Genomic DNA, 23,308 nt, shown 5'->3' on the forward strand with positions numbered 1-23,308 from the left:
TAACGGCCCCTTGTCAGGCGCGCTGATACCCCCCCGGAACCGTCAGAACGAGACCGTCCATCTCCAACATCAGGATAGCCTGTAAGAGGGCGTCGGCGCTGAGGCCGGTGCGATCGCACAAATCGTCGGTAGAGCAGGGATCGAAAGCCAGGGCCCGAAACACCGCCTGGGCCTTCGCGCCGAGATGTTCCGGCACGACGGGCTCTTCCTCGGCAGGTGCCGGGGCCGGCGCCGGTGATCCCCAGGCCGCCAGTTGCTCCTCAATATCCTGCACCGACTCCACCAGCGTGGCACCCTGTCGGATCAGCTGGTGACAGCCGCGGGCCAATGGATTGTGGATGGAGCCGGGAATGGCAAAGATCTCCCGCCCCTGCTCCAGCGCCAGCCGCGCGGTGATCAGCGAACCGCTGCGCAGGCCGGCTTCGACCACCAGCGTGCCCTGGGCCATGCCGCTGATGATGCGGTTGCGCCGGGGAAAATGGCCGGCCCGGGCGCGGGTCCCAGGCGGAAACTCCGACAGCAGGGCCCCGTTTTCCGGAATGGCGGCGGCGAGCCCGCGATGGGCAGCCGGATAGACCACGTCGACACCGGTGCCCAACACCGCCAGTGTGGTGCCGCCGACGTCCAGGGCACCCTGATGCGCCGCGCCATCGATCCCCAGCGCCATGCCGCTGGTGACCACAAAACCTCGCTCGGCCAGGGCGCGGGCAAACTGGCGGGCATGGTCCAGGCCGCTGCGGGTGGCGTTCCGGCTGCCAACGATCGCGATCTGCGGACGTGACAGCAGATCGCGCTGACCTTTGAGATAAAGGACCGGCGGGGCGCCATGGATCTGGCGCAGGGCCGACGGGTAGTCGGGCTGCCCCCAGTGGATGACCTGGATGGCCTGGTCTTTCAGACGATGCCAGCAGGCCTGCGCGTCCTGCATGGCCGGGTGATCCGGATCCCCCTGCTGCCAGGCCAGCACGCCGGCACGGGCCAGCGGCGGCAAACCAATGGTTCTCAGGCTGGCCGGGTCGAGCGTGAGCAGTTCGGACGGGTCCGGCAGGTGATCGAGAATGGCCTGCCAGCGGCGTTCGCCCAGGCCGGGCAGGTGGGCCAGCAGCAACCAGGGACTGCAGGGGTCCCGCAGAAACGCGTCGGCGGGCGACAGGGTGGTGTCTGTCATGGGTTGTCATTCCTTCGACGGGGACGGCACCGTCCTGGTACCGACAAAATCGGCCTCTTGGCCATAAAAAAACGGGAGGCGGCGTAAACCGGCTCCCGTTCGTATTCTACCGTTGCTGTTACGGATTGCCTACGCGGTCTCCGACAGCCAGGGTACGGCTGGCCTTGAGGATCAGGCCGTAGCTCATTTTTTCGTAGCTCTGGAAGATCATCATCAGGCCGGCACGCTCGTCCGGCAGTTTGACGGCTTCCTTGGTGTACGGGTCGGTCACGGTGTTGCCGGCCTGGAACACGGCCAGCACATTGCCGGGCTTCAGCCCTTCGCGGGTACCGCGGTTGACCACCACCACATCGTACTGGCCGATCTGGGTCACGCCGCCTTCCACGGCGATCATGGTGCCGTCGATGTCGCTGTCCGGCGCGCTGGGGGTGAAGGTCGGACTGATGCGACGGTCTTCGGTCGGCAGCAAACGATCACCGATGCGGACTTCCTCGTCGGTACGTTTGAGCATCAGGGTCAGGACTTCGCCGTTGGTTTCCTTGACGTCGGCCGCGCCGATGGACTTGGCTTCCAGGCCCAGGAACTCGTTGGTGTCCGGATCGTGGTAGGCCTTGTTGCGGCGGAACACGCCCAGGCTGTCCGCGTCGGTCTTGCCGCGGGCATAGATACGGTCGCCAGCGCCGGTCACGATGCGGGAGTCTTCACCTTCCAGCACGTAGGGTGCGGCATCAAGCACCTCCGGATCCACGATGCGGGTGTCGCTCAGGAACCCTTCGATCGCGTCCAGTGGAATGGTCGGAACCGGTGTGTCGATCGGCGTAGAGCGCACTTTGGGCGACAGCTTGACCACGCCGTTGTTGGAACGGGCCACCTTGGTCACACGGGGCTGGCCGTCAATGTACACCAGCGCCAGCACATCGCCCGGGTAGATCAGGTGGGGATTCTCAACCTGCGGATTGGCGTGCCAGATTTCCGGCCAGTACCAGGGGTTGTCCAGAAAACGGGATGAGATGTCCCAGAGGGTATCGCCCTTGACCACGGTGTATCGATCGGGGTGATCCGACCGCAACTCAGGGCCGGCCGCGTGCGCCACCTGCATAAACAGCAGCACAGCCGTAAGAACGTACAGCAGTTTCCTCATTGTCTGGGTCCTTGATTGCTTTACTTTTATCCAATGGAACCTGAAACCCCGGATGGCGTCCGCAGACGGGTTCCCATACCCACATCCCCCTACTATAGAAGATGTCAGCCTATTTGTGATGTTATCTTTTGTTCTTCCAGTAAATTCTGGATTCAGACCGTAACACGGCCGAACCGGGATCGCGGCTATCCGCAAGCCTGGTCAGATTGTAATCAGTCCGGGAGTTGATAGATAATAGACTATCAGCACTATTGATGTTGTCATCTTGAAACTTCCGACCGTGCCACGATCATAGACAACATGCCGATCATGATGTGCGGTACGCCGTCGCATTTTGATCAACACACGCGGTCAAACGAACGATATAGATAGCCATGATACTTGAGATTCTGGAATTTCCCGATCCGCGCCTGCGCACAGTGGCCAAACCCGTCCAGGAGGTCACCGACGAGACGCGCAAGCTGATCGATGACATGTTCGAGACCATGTACGATGCCCCGGGCATCGGGCTGGCGGCGACGCAGGTGAACTGGCACGAGCAGATCATCGTCATGGACCTGTCGGAGGACAAGAGCGAGCCACGGGTCTTTATCAACCCGGAGGTGGAAATCCTGGGTCAGGATGTTCAGGACATGCAGGAAGGCTGCCTGTCCGTACCCGGCTTCTATGAAGAAGTCAGCCGCCCGGATCACGTGATCATCCGCGCGATCGGCCGAGACGGCCAACCTTTCGAGGAAGAAGCCGAGGGCCTGCTGGCGGTCTGCATCCAGCACGAGATGGACCACCTCAAGGGCAAGCTGTTCGTGGATTACCTGAGTCCGCTCAAGCGCACGCGGATCCGCAAGAAGCTGGAAAAACAGCACAAAATCCGGGCCTGATCACAGACCCACCCCAAGTGGTTTACAATAGAACACGATGGACCGGGCAACAGGCCCGGTCTTTTCGTTTGTAGAAGGCCATCGCGGTCATTCCAGTCACACCACGGATTCGAGGAGGCGCTGCGTGCGCATCGTTTTTGCCGGAACACCGGATTTTGCCGCCACCGCACTCAAAGCGCTGCTGGAACAGGACCACGAAGTGGTCGCCGTCTACACCCAGCCCGACCGGCCCGCCGGTCGCGGTCGCAAGCTCACACCCAGCCCGGTCAAACAGGTGGCCCTGGACGCGGATCTGCCCGTACGCCAGCCCGAATCCCTGAAATCCGCCGACGCCCAGGCCGAGCTGGCCGCCTTCCAGCCGGACGTCATGATCGTCGCCGCCTATGGCCTGATACTGCCCCAGGCGGTGCTGGATATCCCGGCCCGCGGCTGCCTCAACATCCACGCCTCCCTGCTGCCGCGCTGGCGCGGTGCGGCACCGATCCAGCGGGCCATCGCCGCCGGCGATGAGGAAACCGGCATCACCATCATGCAGATGGACGCGGGCCTCGACACCGGTGCCATGCTGCTCAAGCTGAGCACCCCGATTACCGGTGACGACACCGGTGGCAGCCTGCACGACCGGCTGGCCGATCTAGGCGGCCAGGCGATCCTGACCGCACTGAAGGAACTGGCCGACGGTGGGTTACAGGCCGAGACGCAGGACGACAGCCAGGCCTGTTACGCCCATAAACTGAACAAGCAGGAAGGACACCTGGATTGGCAACAGCCGGCCATCGCACTGGAACGGCTGGTCCGGGCCTTCAATCCCTGGCCGGGCACGTTCGTCGATACCGACAGCGACCGGGTGCGCATCCACGCGGCCGAAGCATTGGCTGAAACCAGCGACCAGGCCCCCGGCACCCTCATCGCCCGGGGACGGGACGGCATCGATGTGGCCTGCGCCGAGGGTGTGCTGCGTCTGCATCGCGTACAGCTGCCCGGCAGCCGCGCCCAGTCCATCTCTGATCTGATCAACGGCGGCCGCGACGTGCTGGCCCTCGGCGAGGTCCTGCACTGACATGGCGCGACAGCATCTTCCCCTTCGCGCCGTCGCCGCCCGCGTCATCCATGCGGTGAGCGAGGGCCAGTCCTTGTCCGATGCGCTGCCGCCGGCGCTGGCCCAGGTCAGCGATGAGGAACGCAGCCAGCTGCAGGCGTTCTGCTTTGGCACCTGCCGCTGGTATCACCGACTCCAGGCCGAGCTACAGACCCGGCTGCACAAGCCGCTGCGTAAAGGCGACCGCATCGTGGTGCCGTTATTGCTGGTGGCGCTGTTCCAGCTGCGTCACAGCGGTCAGGCGGATTACGCCATCGTCAACGAAACCGTCGAGGCCTGCCGCTCACTCGGCAAACCCCATCTTGCAGGACTGGTGAACGCCATCCTGCGCGCGGCCCAGCGGGACGGGGAGCCAGAACCCGCGTCGGACGCCGCGGCCCTGAGCCACCCGGAATGGATGGTGGAAAAGCTGCGCCACAACTGGCCGGACCACTGGCAGGCGGCGCTGGAAGCCAATAACGTGCAGGGGCCGATGACCCTGCGGGTGAACCGGCGCCAGATCAGCCGGGACGACTATCTGCAACAGCTCGCCGAAACCGGTATCCAGGCTCAAGCCACTCGCTTTGCGACACAGGGCATCCAGCTGGAAACGCCCTGCGGCGTCGACCAGTTGCCCGGGTTTGACGAGGGCCGGGTGAGCGTTCAGGACGAAGCCGCCCAGCTGTGTACCCAGTTGCTGGATCTCGCCCCCGGACAGCGGGTGCTGGACGCCTGTGCCGCACCGGGCGGTAAGACCTGCGCAATGCTGGAAGCGGTCGAGGGCCTGGAGATGGTCGCGCTGGATCAATCCGATCACCGGCTGAATCGCGTGCGGGAAAACCTCGACCGTCTGGGCCTGAACGCCCAGTTGGCCGCTGCCGACGCGGCCGATCTCGACAACTGGTGGGACGGCCAGCCGTTCGATCGCATCCTGCTGGATGTGCCCTGCAGCGGCAGCGGCGTGATCCGACGGCATCCCGACATCAAGCTGTTGCGCCGCGAACAGGACATTGCCGGGCTGGCACAGGTCCAGCTCAACCTGCTGGAGCGCCTGTGGTCTACGCTGAAACCGGGCGGGCGGTTGGTATACGCCACCTGTTCCGTGTTCCCGCAGGAAAATCACCGTATAATCCAGCGTTTTATGAAAGCGCATGAGGAAGCCGCCCTGACCCTGCCGGAAGACCTGGCCTGGGGACTGGATACCGGGGCGGGGCGTCAGTTATTCCCGGAGACCGGATCACACGACGGGTTTTTCTATGCCTGCCTGACCCGGATGGACGACCAAGCAGCCAATCGGACTCCTACGTCATGAAGATCATTATCCTGGGCGCCGGTCAGGTCGGTGGCACACTCGCCGAAAACCTGGCCAACGAAGCCAACGATATCACCATCATCGACGCCGACGGCTCCCGCCTGCGGGAACTCCAGGACCGGCTCGACATCCGCACGGTCCAGGGGCATGGTTCCTATCCCAGCGTCCTGCGCCAGGCCGGTGCCGAGGATGCGGACATGCTGATCGCCGTCACCAACAGCGACGAGACCAACATGGTGGCCTGCCAGGTGGCTTACTCGCTGTTCAAGACGCCCACCAAGATCAGCCGGGTGCGCGCCAACGCCTATCTCGCCCGCAAGGAACTGTTCAGCGCCGAAGGCTTTCCCATCGACGTGCTGATCAGTCCGGAGCAGGTGGTCACCCGCCACATCACGCGGCTGATCGAATATCCGGGCGCGCTGCAGGTGCTGGAATTCTCCAAGGGCCTGGCGCGACTGGTGGCGATCCAGGCCACCGCCGGCGGGCCGCTGGTGGGGCATGAGCTGTCCTACCTGCGCACCCACATGCCCAAGATCGATACCCGCGTGGCCGCCATTTTCCGCAAGGACCGGCCCATCATCCCGCAGGGGGATACGGTGATCGAGGACGGCGACGAGGTGTTCTTCATCGCCGGCACCGACCACATCCGCTCGGTCATGAGCGAGCTCCAGCCGCTGGAAAAACCCTACAAGCGCATCTTCATCTGCGGCGGCGGCAACATCGGCCAGCGTCTGGCCCACAACCTGGAAAACCGCTATCAGGTGAAACTGATCGAGCGCAACCGGGACCGCTGCGTGATGCTGTCGGAAAACCTGCGCAAGACCATCGTGCTGCAGGGCAACGCCGCCAACAAGGACCTCCTTCTGGAGGAGAACATCGAGAGCACCGATGTGTTCTGCGCGGTCACCAACGATGACGAGGCCAACATCATGGCCTCGCTGCTGGCCAAGCGGCTGGGCGTGCGCAAGGTCCTGACTCTGATCAACAACCCGGATTACGTGGACCTGATCCAGGGCGGTGAGATCGATGTTGCGATTTCGCCGCAGCAGACCACCATCGGCAGCCTGCTGACGCACGTTCGCCGGGGTGACGTCGTCAACGTTCACTCACTGCGCCGGGGCGCTGCTGAGGCGATCGAGGCGATCGCGCACGGGGATCACCGCTCCTCCAAGGTGGTCGGCAAACGCCTCGATGAAATCACGCTGCCCGAAGGCACCACCATCGGCGCCATCGTGCGCCACAACGAGGTCCTGATCGCCCACGACCACCTGCGGGTGCAGCCGGACGACCACGTGATCCTGTTCCTGGTGGACAAGTCGCGCATCCGCGACGTGGAACGCCTGTTCCAGGTGGGTCTGACCTTCTTCTGAATCGGACGGATCCGATCCTATGCGACTGCCGGTCATCCTGAAGATCCTCGGCATCCTGATGATGCTGTTCAGCTTCACCATGCTGCCGCCACTGGCGATTTCCCTGGCCTACGACGACGGGCAGTGGAACCGCTTTGCCGATGCCATGGCCATCGTGTTTGTGGGCGGTCTGTTCGTCTGGGCCCCGTTTCATTCCGAGCATGGCGACTTGCGGGTGCGCGACGGCTTCCTGGTGACCACGCTGTTCTGGGTGGTGCTGAGCGTCGCCGGTTCCATCCCGTTCTACCTCAGTAACGACGCCCCGCACACCTACATCGATGCGCTCTTTGAAGCCGTCTCCGGCCTGACCACCACCGGCGCCACGGTCATCACCGGCATTGACCAGCTGCCGCATTCGATCCTCTGGTATCGCCAGCAGCTGCAGTGGCTGGGTGGTATGGGGATCATCGTCCTGGCGGTGGCCATCCTGCCCATGCTGGGCATCGGGGGCATGCAGCTGTATCGGGCGGAAGTGCCCGGACCGGTGAAAGACAACAAGCTGACCCCCCGCATCGCCGAGACGGCCAAGGCGCTCTGGTACATCTACGTGTCGCTGACCATCGCCTGTGCGGTGGCCTACTGGATCGCCGGCATGAACTGGTTCGACGCCATCGGACACAGCTTCTCCACCGTCGCCATCGGCGGGTTTTCCACCCACGATGCCAGCATCGGCTATTTCAACAGCCCGGCCATCGAACTGATCGCCGTGGTCTTCATGGTGCTCTCCGGCGCCAACTTTGCGCTGCACTTCATGGCCTGGCGCCAGCGCAATGTGTTGCTCTACTGGGGCGACTCCGAATTCAAGCTCTATATCGGCGCCCTGGCGGGGGTGAGCCTGGTAACCATCCTGGTGCTGATTTTCACCAACACGCTGCCGCCGCTGGAAGCCGTAACGCAGGGGATGTTCCAGGTCGTCTCGCTGGCCACCACCACCGGCTTTGCCACGGCCGACTTCTCCGTGTGGCCGCTGATGCTGCCGTTCCTGTTGTTCGTGATGTCGTTCATGGGGGGCTGCGCGGCATCCACCGGCGGCGGTATCAAGGTGGTGCGGATGCTGCTGATTTTTCGTCAGGGCTCGCGGGAGATGAAACGTCTGCTGCACCCTAACGCCGTCATGCCGGTAAAGCTGGGCAACCGGCCGGTCTCTGATCGTGTCCTGCAAGCCGTCTGGGGTTTCTTCTCGGTTTACATGTTCATGTTCCTGGTGCTGCTGGTCATTCTCCAGGCCACCGGATTGGACCAGGTCACCGCCTGGACCGCCGTGGGCGCCACCATGAACAACCTCGGCCCCGGACTGGGCGAGGTCACCTACCATTATGGCACCCTCAACGATGTGGCCAAGTGGGTGCTGTGCTTCGCCATGCTTTTGGGGCGCCTCGAAGTGTTCACCCTGCTGGTGTTGTTTACCCCCGCGTTTTGGCGTCGCTAGGCCGCCGCACCAGGCACCTGTCAGTAATTTGTACAATCCGCGAACAGGTTTCGAAATAGCGTGGCGAGAAGCGTATAATGCCGGTCTTCGTGCGCCAGCCCGGGTTGTTTCCCCACCGGAAAACCCCATTTTTCGAACGCAGTGGCGCCACACCCAAACGGATCAACAGGCAATTGTCGTGACTGAAATGGCAAACACGGACATCAAGACTTTCCAGGGCCTTATCCTGGCCCTGCAGCAATTCTGGGCACGGCACGGCTGTGTCGTTCAGCAGCCGCTGGATATGGAAGTCGGGGCCGGTACTTTCCACCCGTCCACCTTCCTGCGGGCAATCGGCCCCGAAACCTGGAACGCGGCTTACGTACAGCCCAGCCGACGCCCCACCGATGGCCGTTACGGCGAAAACCCCAACCGCCTGCAGCATTACTACCAGTTCCAGGTGGTGCTCAAACCATCGCCGGACAACATCCAGGAACTCTACCTGGATTCCCTGCGGGCGCTGGGCCTGGATCCGCTGGTCCACGATATCCGTTTCGTTGAAGACAACTGGGAATCCCCGACGCTGGGTGCCTGGGGCCTGGGTTGGGAAATCTGGCTCAATGGCATGGAAGTGACCCAGTTCACCTACTTCCAGCAGGTGGGTGGCCTGGAATGCTATCCGGTCACCGGTGAGCTGACTTACGGTCTGGAACGCATCGCCATGTACCTGCAGGGCGTGGACAGCGTCTACGACCTGGTCTGGACCAACGGCCCGGATGGCGTCGTCACCTACGGCGACGTGTTCCACCAGAACGAGGTGGAGATGTCCACCTACAACTTCGAGCACGCCGATACCGAGTTCCTGTTCCACTGCTTCGACGTCCACGAGCGTGAGAGCCAGCGACTGATTGAAGTGGGTCTGGCCCTGCCGGCCTACGAGCAGGTCCTCAAGGCCTCGCACACGTTTAACCTGCTGGATGCCCGTCACGCAATTTCCGTTACCGAGCGCCAGCGCTACATCCTTCGCGTCCGGACCTTGGCCCGGGCCGTGGCCAAGGCCTATTTCGACAGCCGCCAGGCCCTGGGCTTCCCCATGGCACCGGAAGCGCTGCGTAACGAAATGCTGGCCAACGCGGAAAAAGGGGACGCATGATCATGGCAAAACAGGATTTTCTGGTCGAAATCGGCACCGAGGAGCTGCCGCCCAAGGCCCTCAAGACACTGTCCGACGCGTTCACGTCCGGCTTCTGCAAGGGGCTGGATGATGCCGGCCTGAGCTACGGCAAGGTGGAGTCGTTTGCCGCTCCCCGGCGCCTGGCCATTCGCGTCCACGGACTGGCCGATGCGCAGCCGGACAAGGCGGTGGAAAAACGCGGTCCTGCCGTCAAGGCCGCTTTTGACGACGCCGGCAACCCGACCCGTGCGCTCACCGGTTTTGCCAACTCCGCAGGCGTCACCCCGGACCAGTTGGACACGCTGGAAACCGAGAAGGGTGCCTGGGTGGTGTATCGTACGGTTGAACAGGGCCGTGCTACCGCCGAGCTGATCCCGGAGTTGGTGGAGCAATCGCTAGCCGGCCTGCCCATTCCCAAGCGGATGCGCTGGGGTGCCCACAAGGCGGAATTCGTGCGCCCGGTACACTGGATCGTACTGCTGCTGGGCAACAAGATCATCGACGCCAACATCATGGGTCTGCCCACCGGCAACGAAACCCGCGGGCACCGTTTCCACTGCCCGAAAGAACTGATCATTCCCACGCCGGACGCCTACGAGGTGGTCCTGCGCGAGGAAGGCTACGTGCTGGCCAGCTTCGAAGAGCGCCGTGACAAGATCCGCGCCGGCGTCGAAGCCCTGGCTCGTGAGCAGGGCGACGCCCAGGCCGTGATCGACGACGATCTGCTGGACGAGGTCACCGCCCTCAACGAATGGCCGGTCCCGTTGCTGGGCCATTTCGAGGAACGCTTCCTGGAGGTACCCGCCGAGGCGCTGATTTCCTCCATGAAGGAACACCAGAAGTATTTCCACGTGGTCAACAGGGACGGCCGCATGCTGCCGCTGTTCATTACCGTGGCCAACCTGGAAAGCAAGGACCCGTCGCAGGTCGTCTCTGGTAACGAGAAGGTGATCCGACCGCGCCTGGCGGACGCGGCCTTCTTCTACGACACCGACCGCAAGCACACGCTGGAAAGCCGTATCGACGCGCTCAAGCCAATCGTGTTCCAGGAAAAACTGGGCAGTCTGCACGACAAGTCCGTGCGGGTGGCGGCGCTGGCCAAAAAGATTGCCGAAGCCATCGACGGCAAACCGGAGAACGCCGAACGCGCCGCCATGCTGGCCAAGACCGACCTGGTCAGCGAGATGGTGCTCGAGTTCACCGACCTGCAGGGCATCATGGGCGAGTACTACGCCCGCAATGACGGCGAACCGGACGATGTCGCCGCCGCCCTGAACGAGCAGTACATGCCGCGCTTCGCCGGCGACGACCTACCGCAGACGCTGACCGGCTGTGCCGTGGCCCTGGCGGATCGTCTGGATTCCCTGGTGGGTCTGTTCGGCATCGACCAGCCGCCCTCAGGCACGCGTGATCCGTTCGGCCTGCGCCGGTCGGCCCTGGGTGTGCTGCGCATTATTGTCGAGCGGGAATTGCCGCTGGACCTGCAGACCTGCTGCGAGTGGGCCGCCGCGAACTTCACCAGCCTGACCGTGGCCGATCCGGTCACGCCGGTGGTGGATTACATGCTCGACCGGTTCCGCGCGCATTACGAAGAGCAGGGCATCGGGGCCGAAGTCTACCTGGCTGTGCATGCCCGTCGCCCGACCCGGCCACTGGACTTTGAACAGCGTATCCGCGCGGTAGAAGCCTTCCGTCAGTTGCCGGCCGCCCAGGCCCTGGCTGCCGCCAACAAGCGGGTGTCCAACATCCTGGTGAAGCAGGGTGGTGAAGGCATCTCCGAGCAGGTGGACAGCAGCCTGCTGCAGGACGCTGCGGAAAAAGCCCTGGCCGAGGCCGTTGACGCCCAGGCGGACAAGGTCACGCCGCTGTTTGCCCGCGGTGACTACGGCGCGGCGCTGACGTCCCTGGCGGACCTGCGGGAAACCGTCGACCGCTTCTTCGACGACGTGATGGTCATGGCCGACGATACCGCCATCCGCAACAACCGCCTGGCGCTGCTCAACCGTCTGCGCAACCTGTTCCTGCAGGTGGCGGACATTTCATTGCTGCCCACAGGCTAGGCACGCACGGTGCTGATCATCCTCGACCGTGACGGTGTGATAAACCGTTACCACGGAGAATACATCTGCTCGGTCGAGGAGTGGTTGCCCATTGCCAGCAGTATCGACGCCATCGCGCGACTGACCCGGGCAGGGCATCAGGTGGCGGTGGCCACCAACCAGTCCGGCATCGCCCGGGGTTTCTACGATCACCTCATTCTCGAGGCCATGCACGCACAGCTGGAACGGTTGGTGGAAGCGCTCGGGGGCCGGGTGGACTGCATCGTCTACTGCCCCCATCACCCCGACGAAGACTGCCGCTGCCGCAAACCCCGTACCGGTCTGCTGGAGGATATCCGCGATCAACTGGGCCTGGCCGACCTTCACGACGCCATAATGGTCGGGGACAGCCGCAAGGACCTGGAGGCGGGCCTGGCAGCCGGTTGTCAGGCTGCGGCGCTGGTTCGTACGGGTAACGGGCGGCGTACCGAAAAGGAGCTCCAGACGGCGCCTCTGGGGCCGGTAACGGTCTGGAAGAATCTGTCCGCGTTTGTGGATCATTTCCTGGAAGGGGCAGGTCACTGACCTTCGGGAAACCGAAAGACGAAAAGTCATCCCAGGGGGCTGGCAATCCTCCGAATCATCAGTATAATACCGCCCAAATTCGGCGTGTGGCGCAGTCTGGTAGCGCACTTCGTTCGGGACGAAGGGGTCGCAGGTTCAAGTCCTGCCACGCCGACCATTTTCCCGCTTTTCCCTTCTTGATCAATCAGTTAGCTCGTTCATACGATAACCTCACCCGTATCACCTTACGGCTTGCATGCGTGCGCCTCTCAGGCCATTCTTCGTTATACTGCTTATAGCCAAACCGGGTTCCAACGACCTGTCGATTCCCTTCCAGAAATCAGGCCCGAAGCACTATGAACCAGAAGTCCACGTCGACCGCCGCACCAGCGCCCCAGCAACAACAGCGCCCCTGGGCCGACCTGCTGATCAGTATTGTCATTCCCTCCGTCATCCTGATGAAGTTCAGCGGTGAGCAGGATCTGGGATCCGCCAACGCACTCCTGGTCGCGCTGGCGTTTCCACTGGGTTGGGGGCTGTATGAACTGATCCGGTTCGGCAAGAAGAACTTTATCGCGGTGCTGGGTTTGATCAGCATCCTGCTGACCGGTGGTATCGGTCTGCTGCACCTGGATGCCCAGTGGCTCGCCATCAAGGAAGCTGCTGTGCCTCTGATCATCGGCCTGGCGGTACTGATATCCACCAAGACACGCTATCCCCTGGTCCGCACCCTGCTCTATAACCGCACCGTCCTGGATGTGGACAAGATCCACGATGCCCTGGTGGAGAAGGGCAACGAAGGCGTCTTCGAATCCCGACTGATGCGGGCCAGCTACTACTTTGCCGGCACGTTCCTGTTTTCCTCGATCATGAACTACGTACTGGCCAAATGGATCGTCACCAGTCCGTCCGGCACCCCCGCCTTCAACGAAGAGCTGGGCCAGATGACGCTGGTCAGCTATCCGATGATCGCCATCCCCTCCATGCTGATGATGATCGCCATCTTCTATTACCTCTGGCGAGCGATCCGCAATCTTACGGGATTCAAGCTGGACGAGGTGCTGTCACCGGCGCTGGTGGCGGCCCATGAGGAAAAGGAATCGAAAAACCGCCAGTAGCCCCACAGTGATCGGGTGAGTAGCAGCAGCCCAGACCGATCGCCAGACACAAAAAAGCCCGGGACAACCCGGGCTTTTTTATGGGACCGATAAGCCGGTCCGCGTGGCGCGGTGACGAATCAGACGTCGAGGTTGGTCACCGCCAGGGCGTTGGTCTGGATGAAATCGCGACGCGGTTCCACTTCGTCGCCCATCAGGGTCGTGAAGATCTGGTCTGCCGCGATGGCGTCCTCAATGGTGACCTTCATCATCCGACGGGTTTCCGGATCCATGGTGGTTTCCCACAGCTGTTCCGGGTTCATCTCGCCCAGTCCCTTATAGCGCTGGATGCTCAGGCCCCGCTGCGCTTCCTTCATCAGCCACTGCAGGCCGCCTTCGAAGCTCAACACCGCCTGTTTGCGCTCACCGCGCTGGATGTAGGCCCCATCCTCAATCAGACCGTCCAGCTTCTCGCCCAGCTTGGCGATCGCCGCGTAGGAGGCCGACTCAAAGAACTCGTGATTGAACACGTGGCTTTGAGGGATGCCGTGGACGTACACATCCACCTTGGGCAGGAACAGTTTGCGCTCGGTGTCCTCATGCACGGAGAACACGTACTTGGTGCCGGTGCGGGTATCCAGCTCCAGGCTCGCGCCCAGGCGACCGACCCATTGGGTGACCGCGTCCTGGCTGTGCAGGTCGTCGGCTGTCAGGGTGCTGTTGTAGATCATCTGCTCCAGCACCTTGGCCGGGTAGGCGCGGGCCAGACGGTCGACCATGGTCATCACGGTCTGGTATTCCTTGACCAGGGATTCGAGCGCGGACTCGGCGATCGGCGGCGCATCCGGGTTCACATAGAACTGGGCGCCTTCCAGAGCGGTCTGCGTGAGGTAGGCTTCCTTCGCCTTCTCGTCCTTGATGTACTGCTCCTGTTTGCCCCGTTTGATCTTGTACAGTGGCGGCATGGCGATGAAGACGTGGCCACGCTCGATGATTTCCCGCATCTGACGGAACAGGAAGGTCAGCAGCAGCGTGCGGATGTGCGAGCCGTCAACGTCGGCGTCCGTCATGATGATGATGGAGTGATAGCGCAGCTTGTCCGGATCGAACTCCTCGCGACCGATACCACAGCCCAGCGCGGTGATCAGCGTGCCGACTTCGGCTGAGGACAGCATCTTGTCGAAACGGGCTTTCTCCACGTTCAGGATCTTACCTTTCAGCGGCAGGATGGCCTGGGTCTTCCGGTCGCGACCCTGCTTGGCGCTGCCACCCGCAGAATCACCCTCCACAATGTAGAGTTCGGAGAGGGCAGGGTCCTTTTCCTGGCAGTCCGCCAGTTTGCCCGGCAGGCCGGCGATATCCAGCGCGCCTTTGCGGCGGGTCATTTCCCGCGCCTTGCGCGCGGCTTCACGGGCCCGGGCCGCTTCGAGCATCTTATTGACGATCATCTTGGCTTCGTTGGGCTGCTCGACCAGATACGCCGCCAGATTCTGGTACATCTCCTGTTCCACCGCGGTCTTCACTTCGGAGGAAACCAGCTTGTCTTTGGTCTGGGAGGAGAATTTGGGATCCGGCACCTTCACCGAAATAATCGCCGTCAGGCCTTCACGGGCGTCGTCGCCGGAGGTGGAGACCTTGGCTTTCTTACCCAGGCCTTCCTGCTCGATGTAGTTGTTCAGGGAGCGGGTCAGCGCGGCGCGGAAGCCCGCCAGGTGGGTACCGCCATCGCGCTGGGGAATGTTGTTGGTGAAGCAGAAGATGTTTTCCTGGAAGGCGTCGTTCCACTGCATCGCCACTTCCACCGCAATGCCGTCTTCACGCTCGTGGAGGAAATGGAAGACCCGGTTGATCGGGGTCTTGTTGTTGTTCAGATGCTCCACAAAGGCCCGCAGACCACCCTCGTATTCGAACAGGTCTTCCTTGCCGGTACGCTCGTCCTGCAGGCGGATACGGACGCCGCTGTTCAGGAAGGCCAGCTCGCGCAGGCGCTTGGCCAGGATATCGTAATGGAAAACGATGTTGGTAAAGGTCTCGGGCGAGGGGATGAAATGGACCTCGGTGCCGCTCTTGTCGGTTTCGCCCTTGGCTGACAGCGGCGCGTCGGGGACGCCGTCATGGTAGGTCTGCTCCCAGACGGTACCGTCCCGACGGATCGTCAGGCGCAGCTGGGAGGAGAGGGCGTTAACCACCGAAACCCCCACGCCGTGAAGACCACCGGAGACCTTGTAGGTGTTGTCGTCGAATTTACCACCGGCGTGAAGGACGGTCATGATGACCTCGGCGGCAGACACCCCTTCTTCCTCGTGCATGTCGACCGGGATACCCCGCCCGTTATCCCGGACGGTCACGGACTCGTCAGCGTGGATGACAATACCGATTTCACTGCAGAAACCGGCCAGGGCCTCATCGATGGAGTTATCCACGATCTCGAAGACCATGTGATGCAGGCCCGTGCCGTCGTCCGTGTCGCCGATGTACATACCGGGACGCTTGCGGACGGCATCCAGCCCTTTGAGGACCTTGATGCTGGAGGAATTATAAGTCGACGTAGTCATTCGGACGCTCCTAAAGCGCAGATCTTATTCTTCCGTAAAGTCGCCATGTTCCACGTGGAACACTTTGAAATCGGGCATGGGATCCCGCCACAGTAAATCCGGGCGGGGTGGCTCGATCGAGGTGATGAACACCTGGCTGCCGAGGTCTCGGAGCTTGCCGGCCAGCATCTGTCGATGGGCCTCGTCGAGCTCCGCGTTGATATCGTCCAGTAAAAAAGTGCACTGCCGGGCGTGCTCTCTAAGGAGCTGGCCCTGCGCGATCTTCATCAAAATAACCAGGGTTTTTTGCTGGCCTCGAGACAGGGTTTCCGCCACCGGGCGGCCCTGAAACTTCACTCGCACATCCGCCCGGTTTGGCCCGTACAGGGTATGGCCCATCTTGGCTTCCTGCTCGCGATGGTTGATCAGCACTTCCGCGAGATCCGCCTTCCGGTCCCAACCGGGGAAAAACTCAAACTTGAGCTCGTCGCTCCAGGCCACTTCCACATCGCTGATGACCGCTTCCAGCAATGGCTGGAACTGCTCAAACACTCGGCGCCGGGCTTCAGTCACCTGGTTCGCCAACGCAATGTATTGGCTGTCCCAGATCCTGAGCAGCGATTCGTCAATTCTACCATTTCTGAGAATTTTATTCCGCTGGGAAACCGCTCTCTGGAACTGCTGCCACAGTGACGCAAAGCCATGTTCCACGTGGAACACCGACCAGTCCAAAAACTGGCGCCGCTTACCGGGTCCGCCGGTCACTATGTCAAATGTGCCCGGATCGATCACCGATACCGGGAGGTGACGGGCAATGGCGGATAGATTCCTCACCCGCTCCCCATCGACCTTCAGCCGGGTCTCCTTGGTGGTCAGATCCCGGGACAGACCAATCCGGTGGATGTCCGACGAGGCCCCAGGTGACGTACTGGTCGGCGTTTCGAGAATTTCCCCGAATACGGTCAGACTCTCCGATCCATGGTGTACAACGGCCTCGTGCCGGTTCACCCGAAACGATCGGCCCAACCCGAGGTACGCGATCGCCTCCAAAAGACTGCTCTTACCGCTGCCGTTGGCGCCGTAAATCAAGTTGACGGACGGGGAAAAGGACAGGGCGACGGGTGCGAGGTTTCGGAATTGCTGGGTTTGTAATTTAAGAAGCGCCATGCACTACAGGGATCCGTTGAGGATGAGATAAGTGTCCGGCTGAGCCATTCATAAATCGGCGAGTCCGATCCTTGCGCTGAAACCGTAGACCGTTTTAGCCGTCGTCATCATGCCATCCAGACGACCGAGCAACACCGATCAAGGACATTCAGGATCAACACATTCAGAAGATCGGCCAACTGATCAATGAGCCAGACAGAAGAGTAGTCTACCGGTTACGGCCCGCTTAGGGCAGGGGGCACGGCGTTAACTCGGAGCCGCCACCAGACCTGGATCTGCTAAGGGATCTCGGGTCGGCGTGCTTGCCTTAGCAATCTATCTCCAAGGGCTCACACATAGAGTTGGCTTGCCCTCACAATCAACATCAAACAACTGAACTGAACGCGAGTCCGAATCCCAAAGATCTCCACCAAAGCTGCCTTCGAATACGACGACCTCTCGCATGCGTTTGGATTTAGCAGCAGCATCGCCTCGGCTGAGAGAACCCACCGACAGCAAGCCGAAGAAACACGGGGAAAGCTCGGCTGGTGCCTGACCATCACCAGCTTTTCTTTACCCCATAAAAAAAGGTTCCACGTGGAACCTTTTAATCAGTCAATCCAGATTGTGTACTTCTGGAGGCCGGGCCGGGGCACCGAGACGTCAATGCAACATATTCAGTCGTTCGTCCATAAACATATCCATCTCGGGCGCCAGGATATGGACGTAGCGATCAAAATAGAGGAACTGTTTGATCAGCAGTGCAAATTCCCGCGGGAAATGAAGACCGTGGGATTCGCCGATCTTCACCATGTCCATCAGGATGTTATTCACCTCGTCCTCGGCTTCTTCAGCCGCGTACGGCGTATCCGGCACCATCCGGTCCATCTGGTTGTACAACCGGCGCAGATCGTCGGCCAGCTGATTCACATCGATGGCTTCGTGAGTGACGCCGATTCGCACCATGGCATCGGCCATCCCTTCAAACTGTCCCACCATGACCGCCGATATGAAATCAGACACCGCCTGCCAGGTATCCGGACGAATGCGCCCGACGATACCGAAATCAATAAAACCGACACGCCCATCTTTCAGGACCATCAGGTTGCCAGCGTGCACATCCGCGTGGAAGAACTCGCACTGGGTCAGGCTGGAGAACCAGGTGTTCATTGCCGTGATCAATGTGCGTTCCGGATCCGATGTCACGGTACGGATGGTTTCCAGGTCCGTCAGCGGCACGCCGTAGAAACGCTCCATGGTCAGGACCCGGCGAGTACTCCACTGTTCATAAACCTGGGGTACCGTCGCATCGGTATTGTGGGTGTCCAACAGAAACTGACGGAACGTCTTGAGGTTGTTGGCTTCCTTGATGAAGTCGCATTCCTCCATCATGGTGCGCTGGATCTCTTCGACAATCCCGGACAGCGACGTCCAGGACAACTTCGGCGCAATGGTTTCCAGAATCCGCGCCGACGCGTAGAGGAAGTTGAGATCCGTCAGCAGGATGTTTTCCACACCCGGTTTCTGGATCTTGATCACCACCTGCTCACCGGAAACGAGCTTCGCCGCATGCACCTGGGCTATGGACGCCGACGCCAGCGGCACCGGGTCGATCTCGGCATAGATGGATTCCAGAGGCACCTTGAGTTCGTCTTGCAGGATCCGGCGCATCACGCTGAAGGGAAGGGCCGGTGTGCGATCCAGACACTGCTGGAACTCTTCCACATAGCTGGCAGGAAAGAAGGTGGGAGAACTGGCGATGAACTGGCCGAGCTTGATGTAGGTGGCGCCCAGATTCTCGAACGTCTGGCGCAGCAAGCGAGGCGTAGGCGGTCGATCCCCTCGCAGCCAGTTAATGCCTGTGCGACTCAGCACCGTCAGCGTCTGACCGATGCGCAGCGCACCCTTGATGCCGTTCAACACCATAGCAGACTGCCTCCTTTAATAAGCTAAGGGGATCGCGGCTGCAATCCCCCGGTGTGCCCAGCCTCTACTTTACAGCCTCATGGGCATGACCACATACAGACAGCTGGGGTCATTTTGGGCCTCGATCAGGGCACTGCTGTTGGGATTGGAAAGGGTGATCTTGACCTGCTCTTCGTCCAGTGCGTTCAGGACGTCCACCAGGTAGCCGACATTAAAGCCGATCTGCAAACCTTCACCCTGGTAGTCCACCGACATGGCGTCTTCGGCCTGTTCCTGGTCCGGGTTATTGGCGAAGATCTGCAGTTCACCCGGGGCCAGACTCAGCCGGATACCGCGAATGTTCTCGTGAGACAGGATACCGGCCCGCTGCAGCGTATTCTTCAGAGTGGTGCGATCGGCCATGACGGTCTTGTCGCCGCCCCGCGGAATCACGCGATTGTAGTCCGGGAACTTGCCTTCGATCAGCTTGGAGGTAAAGGTGTAAGCGCCAACCGTGGCCCGCAGGTGATTGTCACCGAAGACCAGCGTTACCGGCGTCTGCACATCGTCCAGCAGTCGTGCCAGTTCCAGTACGCCCTTGCGCGGCACGATCACCTGCCGCGGCTCGCTGATGCCGGTGGCCACACCCAGCCCGGACAGCGCCAGACGGTGCCCGTCCGTCGCCACCGCCCGCAGGTGCTCCGGATCCACCTCCAGCAGCAGGCCATTGAGGTAGTAGCGCACATCCTGCTGAGCCATGGCGAACGCGGTCGCGTCCAGCATGTTGCGCAGATCCGCCTGGGCCAGCTCCAACCGGAAGCTTTCCTCATCGTCTTCCACGTTGGGGAAGTGCTCGGCCGGCAAGGTGGACAGGGTGAAGTGACTGGCCCCGGCGCGCAGGTGCAGCCGATCCCCTTCCAGGTTCAGCTCGATCGGGGCTTCGTCACCCAATGCCCGGCAGATGTCCGAGAGCTTGCGGGCGGGTACGGTGATACGCCCCGGCTGATCCACATGCACGGGCGTAATCCGCGCAACCAGCTCCACTTCCATGTTGGTACCGGTCAGGGTCAGCGTGTTGTCCTCGGCTACCAACAGCACGTTGGACAGGACCGGCATTGTCTGTTTGCGTTCCACCACGCCGGCAATGGATTGCAGCGGGGTAAGAAGGGATTCTCGGCTGATCGTCAGTTTCATGGCACTCGGATTCTGCTTGTCGGTTGAGAGTTATAGGATACGCAATGGGATCAGGTTGTCAGTAACCGCATGAAATTCTGGTAGTCTTCCCGGATATTGGCGTCCGATTCCTGCAATTCAACGATCTTCTTGCAGGCATGCAGTACCGTGGTGTGATCGCGCCCGCCAAAGGCATCGCCGATTTCCGGCAGGCTGTGGTTGGTCAGTTCCTTGGCCAGGGACATCGCCACCTGACGGGGACGGGTGACCGAGCGGGTGCGCCGCTTGGACAGGAGATCTGCCACCTTGATCTTGTAGTACTCTGCCACGGTGCGCTGAATATTGTCGATGCTGACCTGCTTCTCATGCAGTGCCAACAGGTCCTTCAGGCTTTCGCGAATAAACGGCGGGGTGATCTCCTGCCCGGTGAAGTGAGCATTCGCTATCACCAAACGCAACGCGCCTTCAAGCTCCCGTACGTTTGATCGAATTTTCTGCGCAATAAAGAAGGCGGCCTCGCTACTGAGGCGAACGTTCGCCTGTTCCGCCTTTTTCATCAGGATCGCCACCCGGGTTTCCAGCTCCGGCGGCTCGACCATCACCGTCAGGCCCCAGCCAAACCGCGACTTGAGCCGTTCCTCCATATCGGAAATTTCCTTGGGGAACCGGTCACAGGTGACGATGACCTGTTGCCCGCCTTCAAGCAGCGCGTTAAAGGTGTGGAAAAACTCCTCCTGGGACCGCTCCTTGCGGGCAAAGAACTGGATATCGTCGATCAGCAGCGCATCCACCGACCGGTAGTAGCGCTTGAACTCATTGATGGCGTTCAGCTGAAGCGCCTTGACCATATCGGCCACAAACCGCTCGGAACGCAGGTAAGCCACCTTGGCCCGCGGGTTACGACGCACGATCTCGTTCCCCACCGCATGCATCAGGTGGGTTTTACCGAGGCCCACGCCACCATAAAGAAACAGCGGGTTGTAGGCACCACCGGGGTTCTCCGCCACCTGCATCGACGCCGCCCGCGCCAGCTGGTTGGACTTACCCTCGACAAACGTCTCGAAGGTGAAGCTCTCGTTCAGGAAGCTCTGGTGCTTGATATCGCCTTCGACCTGCACCCGGCGACGTTCTGGGGCGGCCGGTGTCGGGGTTGGCGCGGCGGCCGGTCTGGTCCTGCTGCTGGCCGGCGACGACAGCGACGGACGATCCACCACGGTCGCCGCGACACCTTTCTCTTCTTCACTGACCGGACCTGCATTCTCGTCGTGACCGTTAACAGGTGGCGGAGAAGCGGCTCGCTTGACCGGTTCACTCTGTACCGGCGCCGAACCCACCTTCATATTGATACGTGGCGCCTGACCGCCCTGCAGGTCCTTGAGCACCTCCTCGATCCGACGCAGGTACTTCTCATTGACCCAGTCCATCACGAACCGGTTCGGGGCGAACAGCAACAGCTGGTCCTCCCGGTGATCAGACTGCAGGGGACGAAGCCAGGTATTGAACTGTTGTGCGGGAAACTCGTCCCTCAGCACGTCAAGACACTGATGCCAGATACTCTGCGGCACGAAAGCCTGCCTCCAATGCGTATCCAATCCCTGATTCAAGGACGATAAAAAAACGGACCGCTTTCTTCTTATCGCGTCATCACGTTGCCGGACGGAACCTGGAGCATCTTGTTATGCACAAAACGATCCCTGACAACATCGCACGAGCGCGAGTTATCCAGAGGCAACAGCAATGGACGCGTATGGAAAGCCTGAATAGCCGCTCATTTTACGCGCTGAAGGCCACCAAAAAAAGACCTTCCAACCAGGCCATAAACACCCTGTGAATATCTTTTAATTTAAATATCAACAAACTAACAACTTACACACTGGCTTGTGTACAGAAATTCCCTTAAAAAAAGTTTTCCACAAGAGTCTGTGGTTATCCCGTCAGCAACGCTGTGAGTAACCTGAGTCCGAATCCATGAATAACTCCATGCCGGAGGGCAACCACTACTTATCCCCATTTCAACGACCGGTTTTCCCCAGAGCTCAGGGTGGGTTACACCCAGGCTTCTAAAGCTGACAGTTGACTGATGTAAAAGGATATTTATTGGTTTTCCACAGAAAAGCGGGTGACTAACAGTAACAGTAACTGTCTTAAATTCTTTTAAATAAGAAAAAGACTTTATGAAGTTATTGTTGGTGACGCCTGTGATCACACCGGAATCTCTCCGCTTAACCGTCTCCTCGAGACCCAGCTCAGTAAATCCCGCATCCTGGAACCATAACGATTGAATTCCCGGACTCATTTGTCTAAAATCCCGCTCCTATTTTGGCTGTTCATTTTTTGACAGGTTTCCAGGGATCGAACGATTCCCGGAACCGGTGCTGGCCACCGGTAATTGGCAGCCAGAACCCGGATTCCGTTTTACATACATCACCAGTGTGAGATCGACATCATGAAAAGAACGTTTCAACCCAGCGTCCTGAAGCGTAAGCGCGTTCACGGCTTCCGTGCCCGTATGGCCACTGCCAACGGCCGCAAGGTTATTGCCCGTCGTCGTGCGAAAGGTCGTGCCCGCCTGTCTGCCTGATTCAGACTGACAGGTACCGATGCCGGACCGGCGATTTACCAAGCAGGACCGTCTGCTCAAACCCCGTGATTACAGCGGGGTGTTCAGTCAGGTCACTGTCCGAGTGCCTCACCGGCATTTCCTGATCCTGGCGACGCCCAACACTCTCGGGCACGCCAGGATTGGTTTGATTTTTTCCAAGAAAAACCTGAAGCTGGCCGTCCAGCGCAACCGCATCAAGCGGCTGGTGCGCGAAACGTTTCGCCAGCAAACGGATTTGCCCGCCATGGACATCGTGGTCCTCGGGCGGCAGGGATTGGCTGAACTCGACAACCCGGCCACTCATCGAATTCTCAATGAGCTGTGGCAGCGCTTGCGGCGCAAGGCCCAACGAGCGGATACTGCCTCCGGCTGACCAGGGGTACCGGATCTCATGATACGACAGCTCGTCCTCCTCCCGGTCCGGTTCTACCGGTATGCCATCAGTCCCCTTATGGCATCACACTGCCGCCACTACCCCACCTGCTCCGCTTACGCACTGGAAGCGATTGAAAGACATGGTATTCTGCGCGGCGGCTACCTGACGATTCGACGGCTCTTGCGCTGTCATCCGTGGACCGAGGGAGGATATGATCCGGTACCGTCGGTGTGCGGCCACGATCACGGCCAGGACGAGCACCACACACATTGTTCTTACCAAACAAAACAGCCGACACATTAAC

General features: G+C 60.7%; 19 protein-coding genes and 1 tRNA gene. 13 read left to right on the forward strand and 7 right to left on the reverse strand.

The annotated features are described in order from the left end of the window. Positions 1 to 13: 13 nt before the first annotated feature. Both dprA and JL474_RS10830 read right to left on the reverse strand, forming a co-directional pair. A complete protein-coding gene (dprA, locus tag JL474_RS10825; protein ID WP_203142086.1) occupies positions 14 to 1,168 on the reverse strand; it encodes a DNA-processing protein DprA in 1,155 nt (384 codons plus the stop codon). Positions 1,169 to 1,286: 118 nt separating this feature from the next. Beyond that, the gene (locus tag JL474_RS10830) at positions 1,287 to 2,309 is read right to left on the reverse strand and encodes a LysM peptidoglycan-binding domain-containing protein (RefSeq protein ID WP_123633893.1); all 1,023 of its coding nucleotides are present in this window, start codon (positions 2,307 to 2,309) and stop codon (positions 1,287 to 1,289) included. Positions 2,310 to 2,683: 374 nt separating this feature from the next. On the opposite strand from JL474_RS10830, the gene def reads away from it, so the two are divergent. The 10 genes from def (at position 2,684) to JL474_RS10880 (ending at position 13,289) form a co-directional block, all read left to right on the forward strand. Next, positions 2,684 to 3,187: a peptide deformylase gene (def, locus tag JL474_RS10835; protein ID WP_123633892.1), complete on the forward strand. Its 504-nt coding sequence runs from the start codon at positions 2,684 to 2,686 to the stop codon at positions 3,185 to 3,187. Between the two features lie 124 nt (positions 3,188 to 3,311). After that, positions 3,312 to 4,247 (forward strand): methionyl-tRNA formyltransferase, encoded by a 936-nt coding sequence (gene fmt / locus JL474_RS10840; protein WP_203142087.1) that lies wholly within the window; start codon positions 3,312 to 3,314, stop codon positions 4,245 to 4,247. Between the two features lies 1 nt (position 4,248). Then, positions 4,249 to 5,577, forward strand: coding sequence for a 16S rRNA (cytosine(967)-C(5))-methyltransferase RsmB (gene rsmB / locus JL474_RS10845; RefSeq protein WP_203142088.1), 1,329 nt, complete (start codon positions 4,249 to 4,251; stop codon positions 5,575 to 5,577). Continuing rightward, a complete protein-coding gene (gene trkA, locus JL474_RS10850) occupies positions 5,574 to 6,947 on the forward strand; it encodes a Trk system potassium transporter TrkA (protein WP_123633889.1) in 1,374 nt (457 codons plus the stop codon). The genes rsmB and trkA overlap by 4 nt, the downstream gene beginning before the upstream one ends. A gap of 19 nt (positions 6,948 to 6,966) precedes the next feature. After that, the gene (locus JL474_RS10855) at positions 6,967 to 8,415 is read left to right on the forward strand and encodes a TrkH family potassium uptake protein (protein ID WP_203142089.1); all 1,449 of its coding nucleotides are present in this window, start codon (positions 6,967 to 6,969) and stop codon (positions 8,413 to 8,415) included. Positions 8,416 to 8,602: 187 nt separating this feature from the next. Continuing rightward, the gene (gene glyQ, locus JL474_RS10860; RefSeq protein WP_203142381.1) at positions 8,603 to 9,547 is read left to right on the forward strand and encodes a glycine--tRNA ligase subunit alpha; all 945 of its coding nucleotides are present in this window, start codon (positions 8,603 to 8,605) and stop codon (positions 9,545 to 9,547) included. A gap of 2 nt (positions 9,548 to 9,549) precedes the next feature. Continuing rightward, positions 9,550 to 11,628 (forward strand): glycine--tRNA ligase subunit beta, encoded by a 2,079-nt coding sequence (glyS, locus tag JL474_RS10865; RefSeq protein WP_203142090.1) that lies wholly within the window; start codon positions 9,550 to 9,552, stop codon positions 11,626 to 11,628. Between the two features lie 9 nt (positions 11,629 to 11,637). Beyond that, positions 11,638 to 12,192 (forward strand): D-glycero-beta-D-manno-heptose 1,7-bisphosphate 7-phosphatase, encoded by a 555-nt coding sequence (gene gmhB / locus JL474_RS10870; protein WP_123633886.1) that lies wholly within the window; start codon positions 11,638 to 11,640, stop codon positions 12,190 to 12,192. 80 nt (positions 12,193 to 12,272) lie between these two features. Then, positions 12,273 to 12,349: transfer RNA gene (locus tag JL474_RS10875), tRNA-Pro, on the forward strand. 178 nt (positions 12,350 to 12,527) lie between these two features. Further along, positions 12,528 to 13,289 carry a VC0807 family protein gene (locus JL474_RS10880; protein WP_203142091.1) on the forward strand — a complete coding sequence of 254 codons (762 nt, stop codon included), beginning with the start codon at positions 12,528 to 12,530 and terminating at the stop codon, positions 13,287 to 13,289. Between the two features lie 119 nt (positions 13,290 to 13,408). Here JL474_RS10880 and gyrB read toward each other — a convergent pair whose 3' ends face one another. The 5 genes from gyrB to dnaA form a co-directional block, all read right to left on the reverse strand. Further along, on the reverse strand, positions 13,409 to 15,823 hold the full coding sequence (gyrB, locus tag JL474_RS10885; RefSeq protein WP_123633884.1) for a DNA topoisomerase (ATP-hydrolyzing) subunit B: 2,415 nt from the start codon (positions 15,821 to 15,823) through the stop codon (positions 13,409 to 13,411). A 24-nt stretch (positions 15,824 to 15,847) separates the two neighbouring features. Continuing rightward, entirely contained in the window at positions 15,848 to 16,969 is a 1,122-nt protein-coding gene (gene recF / locus JL474_RS10890) for a DNA replication/repair protein RecF (protein WP_203142092.1), read from the reverse strand. A 642-nt stretch (positions 16,970 to 17,611) separates the two neighbouring features. Beyond that, complete coding sequence (locus JL474_RS10895) at positions 17,612 to 18,874, reverse strand: ABC1 kinase family protein (protein ID WP_203142093.1); 1,263 nt, start codon at positions 18,872 to 18,874, stop codon at positions 17,612 to 17,614. A gap of 69 nt (positions 18,875 to 18,943) precedes the next feature. After that, on the reverse strand, positions 18,944 to 20,047 hold the full coding sequence (dnaN, locus tag JL474_RS10900; RefSeq protein WP_203142094.1) for a DNA polymerase III subunit beta: 1,104 nt from the start codon (positions 20,045 to 20,047) through the stop codon (positions 18,944 to 18,946). A gap of 50 nt (positions 20,048 to 20,097) precedes the next feature. Then, a complete protein-coding gene (dnaA, locus tag JL474_RS10905) occupies positions 20,098 to 21,591 on the reverse strand; it encodes a chromosomal replication initiator protein DnaA (RefSeq protein ID WP_203142095.1) in 1,494 nt (497 codons plus the stop codon). Positions 21,592 to 22,472: 881 nt separating this feature from the next. Between dnaA and rpmH the strand changes: the two genes are divergently transcribed. Genes rpmH through yidD form a run of 3 tightly spaced genes read left to right on the forward strand, consistent with a single transcriptional unit; the run spans position 22,473 to position 23,307 of the window. After that, positions 22,473 to 22,607: a 50S ribosomal protein L34 gene (rpmH, locus tag JL474_RS10910; RefSeq protein ID WP_004579611.1), complete on the forward strand. Its 135-nt coding sequence runs from the start codon at positions 22,473 to 22,475 to the stop codon at positions 22,605 to 22,607. 19 nt (positions 22,608 to 22,626) lie between these two features. Next, a complete protein-coding gene (gene rnpA, locus JL474_RS10915; RefSeq protein ID WP_123633880.1) occupies positions 22,627 to 23,001 on the forward strand; it encodes a ribonuclease P protein component in 375 nt (124 codons plus the stop codon). 21 nt (positions 23,002 to 23,022) lie between these two features. Then, positions 23,023 to 23,307: a membrane protein insertion efficiency factor YidD gene (gene yidD / locus JL474_RS10920; RefSeq protein ID WP_203142382.1), complete on the forward strand. Its 285-nt coding sequence runs from the start codon at positions 23,023 to 23,025 to the stop codon at positions 23,305 to 23,307. Position 23,308: the final 1 nt, after the last annotated feature.

This window comes from Marinobacter mangrovi (assembly GCF_016798325.1).
Classification (GTDB): domain Bacteria; phylum Pseudomonadota; class Gammaproteobacteria; order Pseudomonadales; family Oleiphilaceae; genus Marinobacter_A; species Marinobacter_A mangrovi.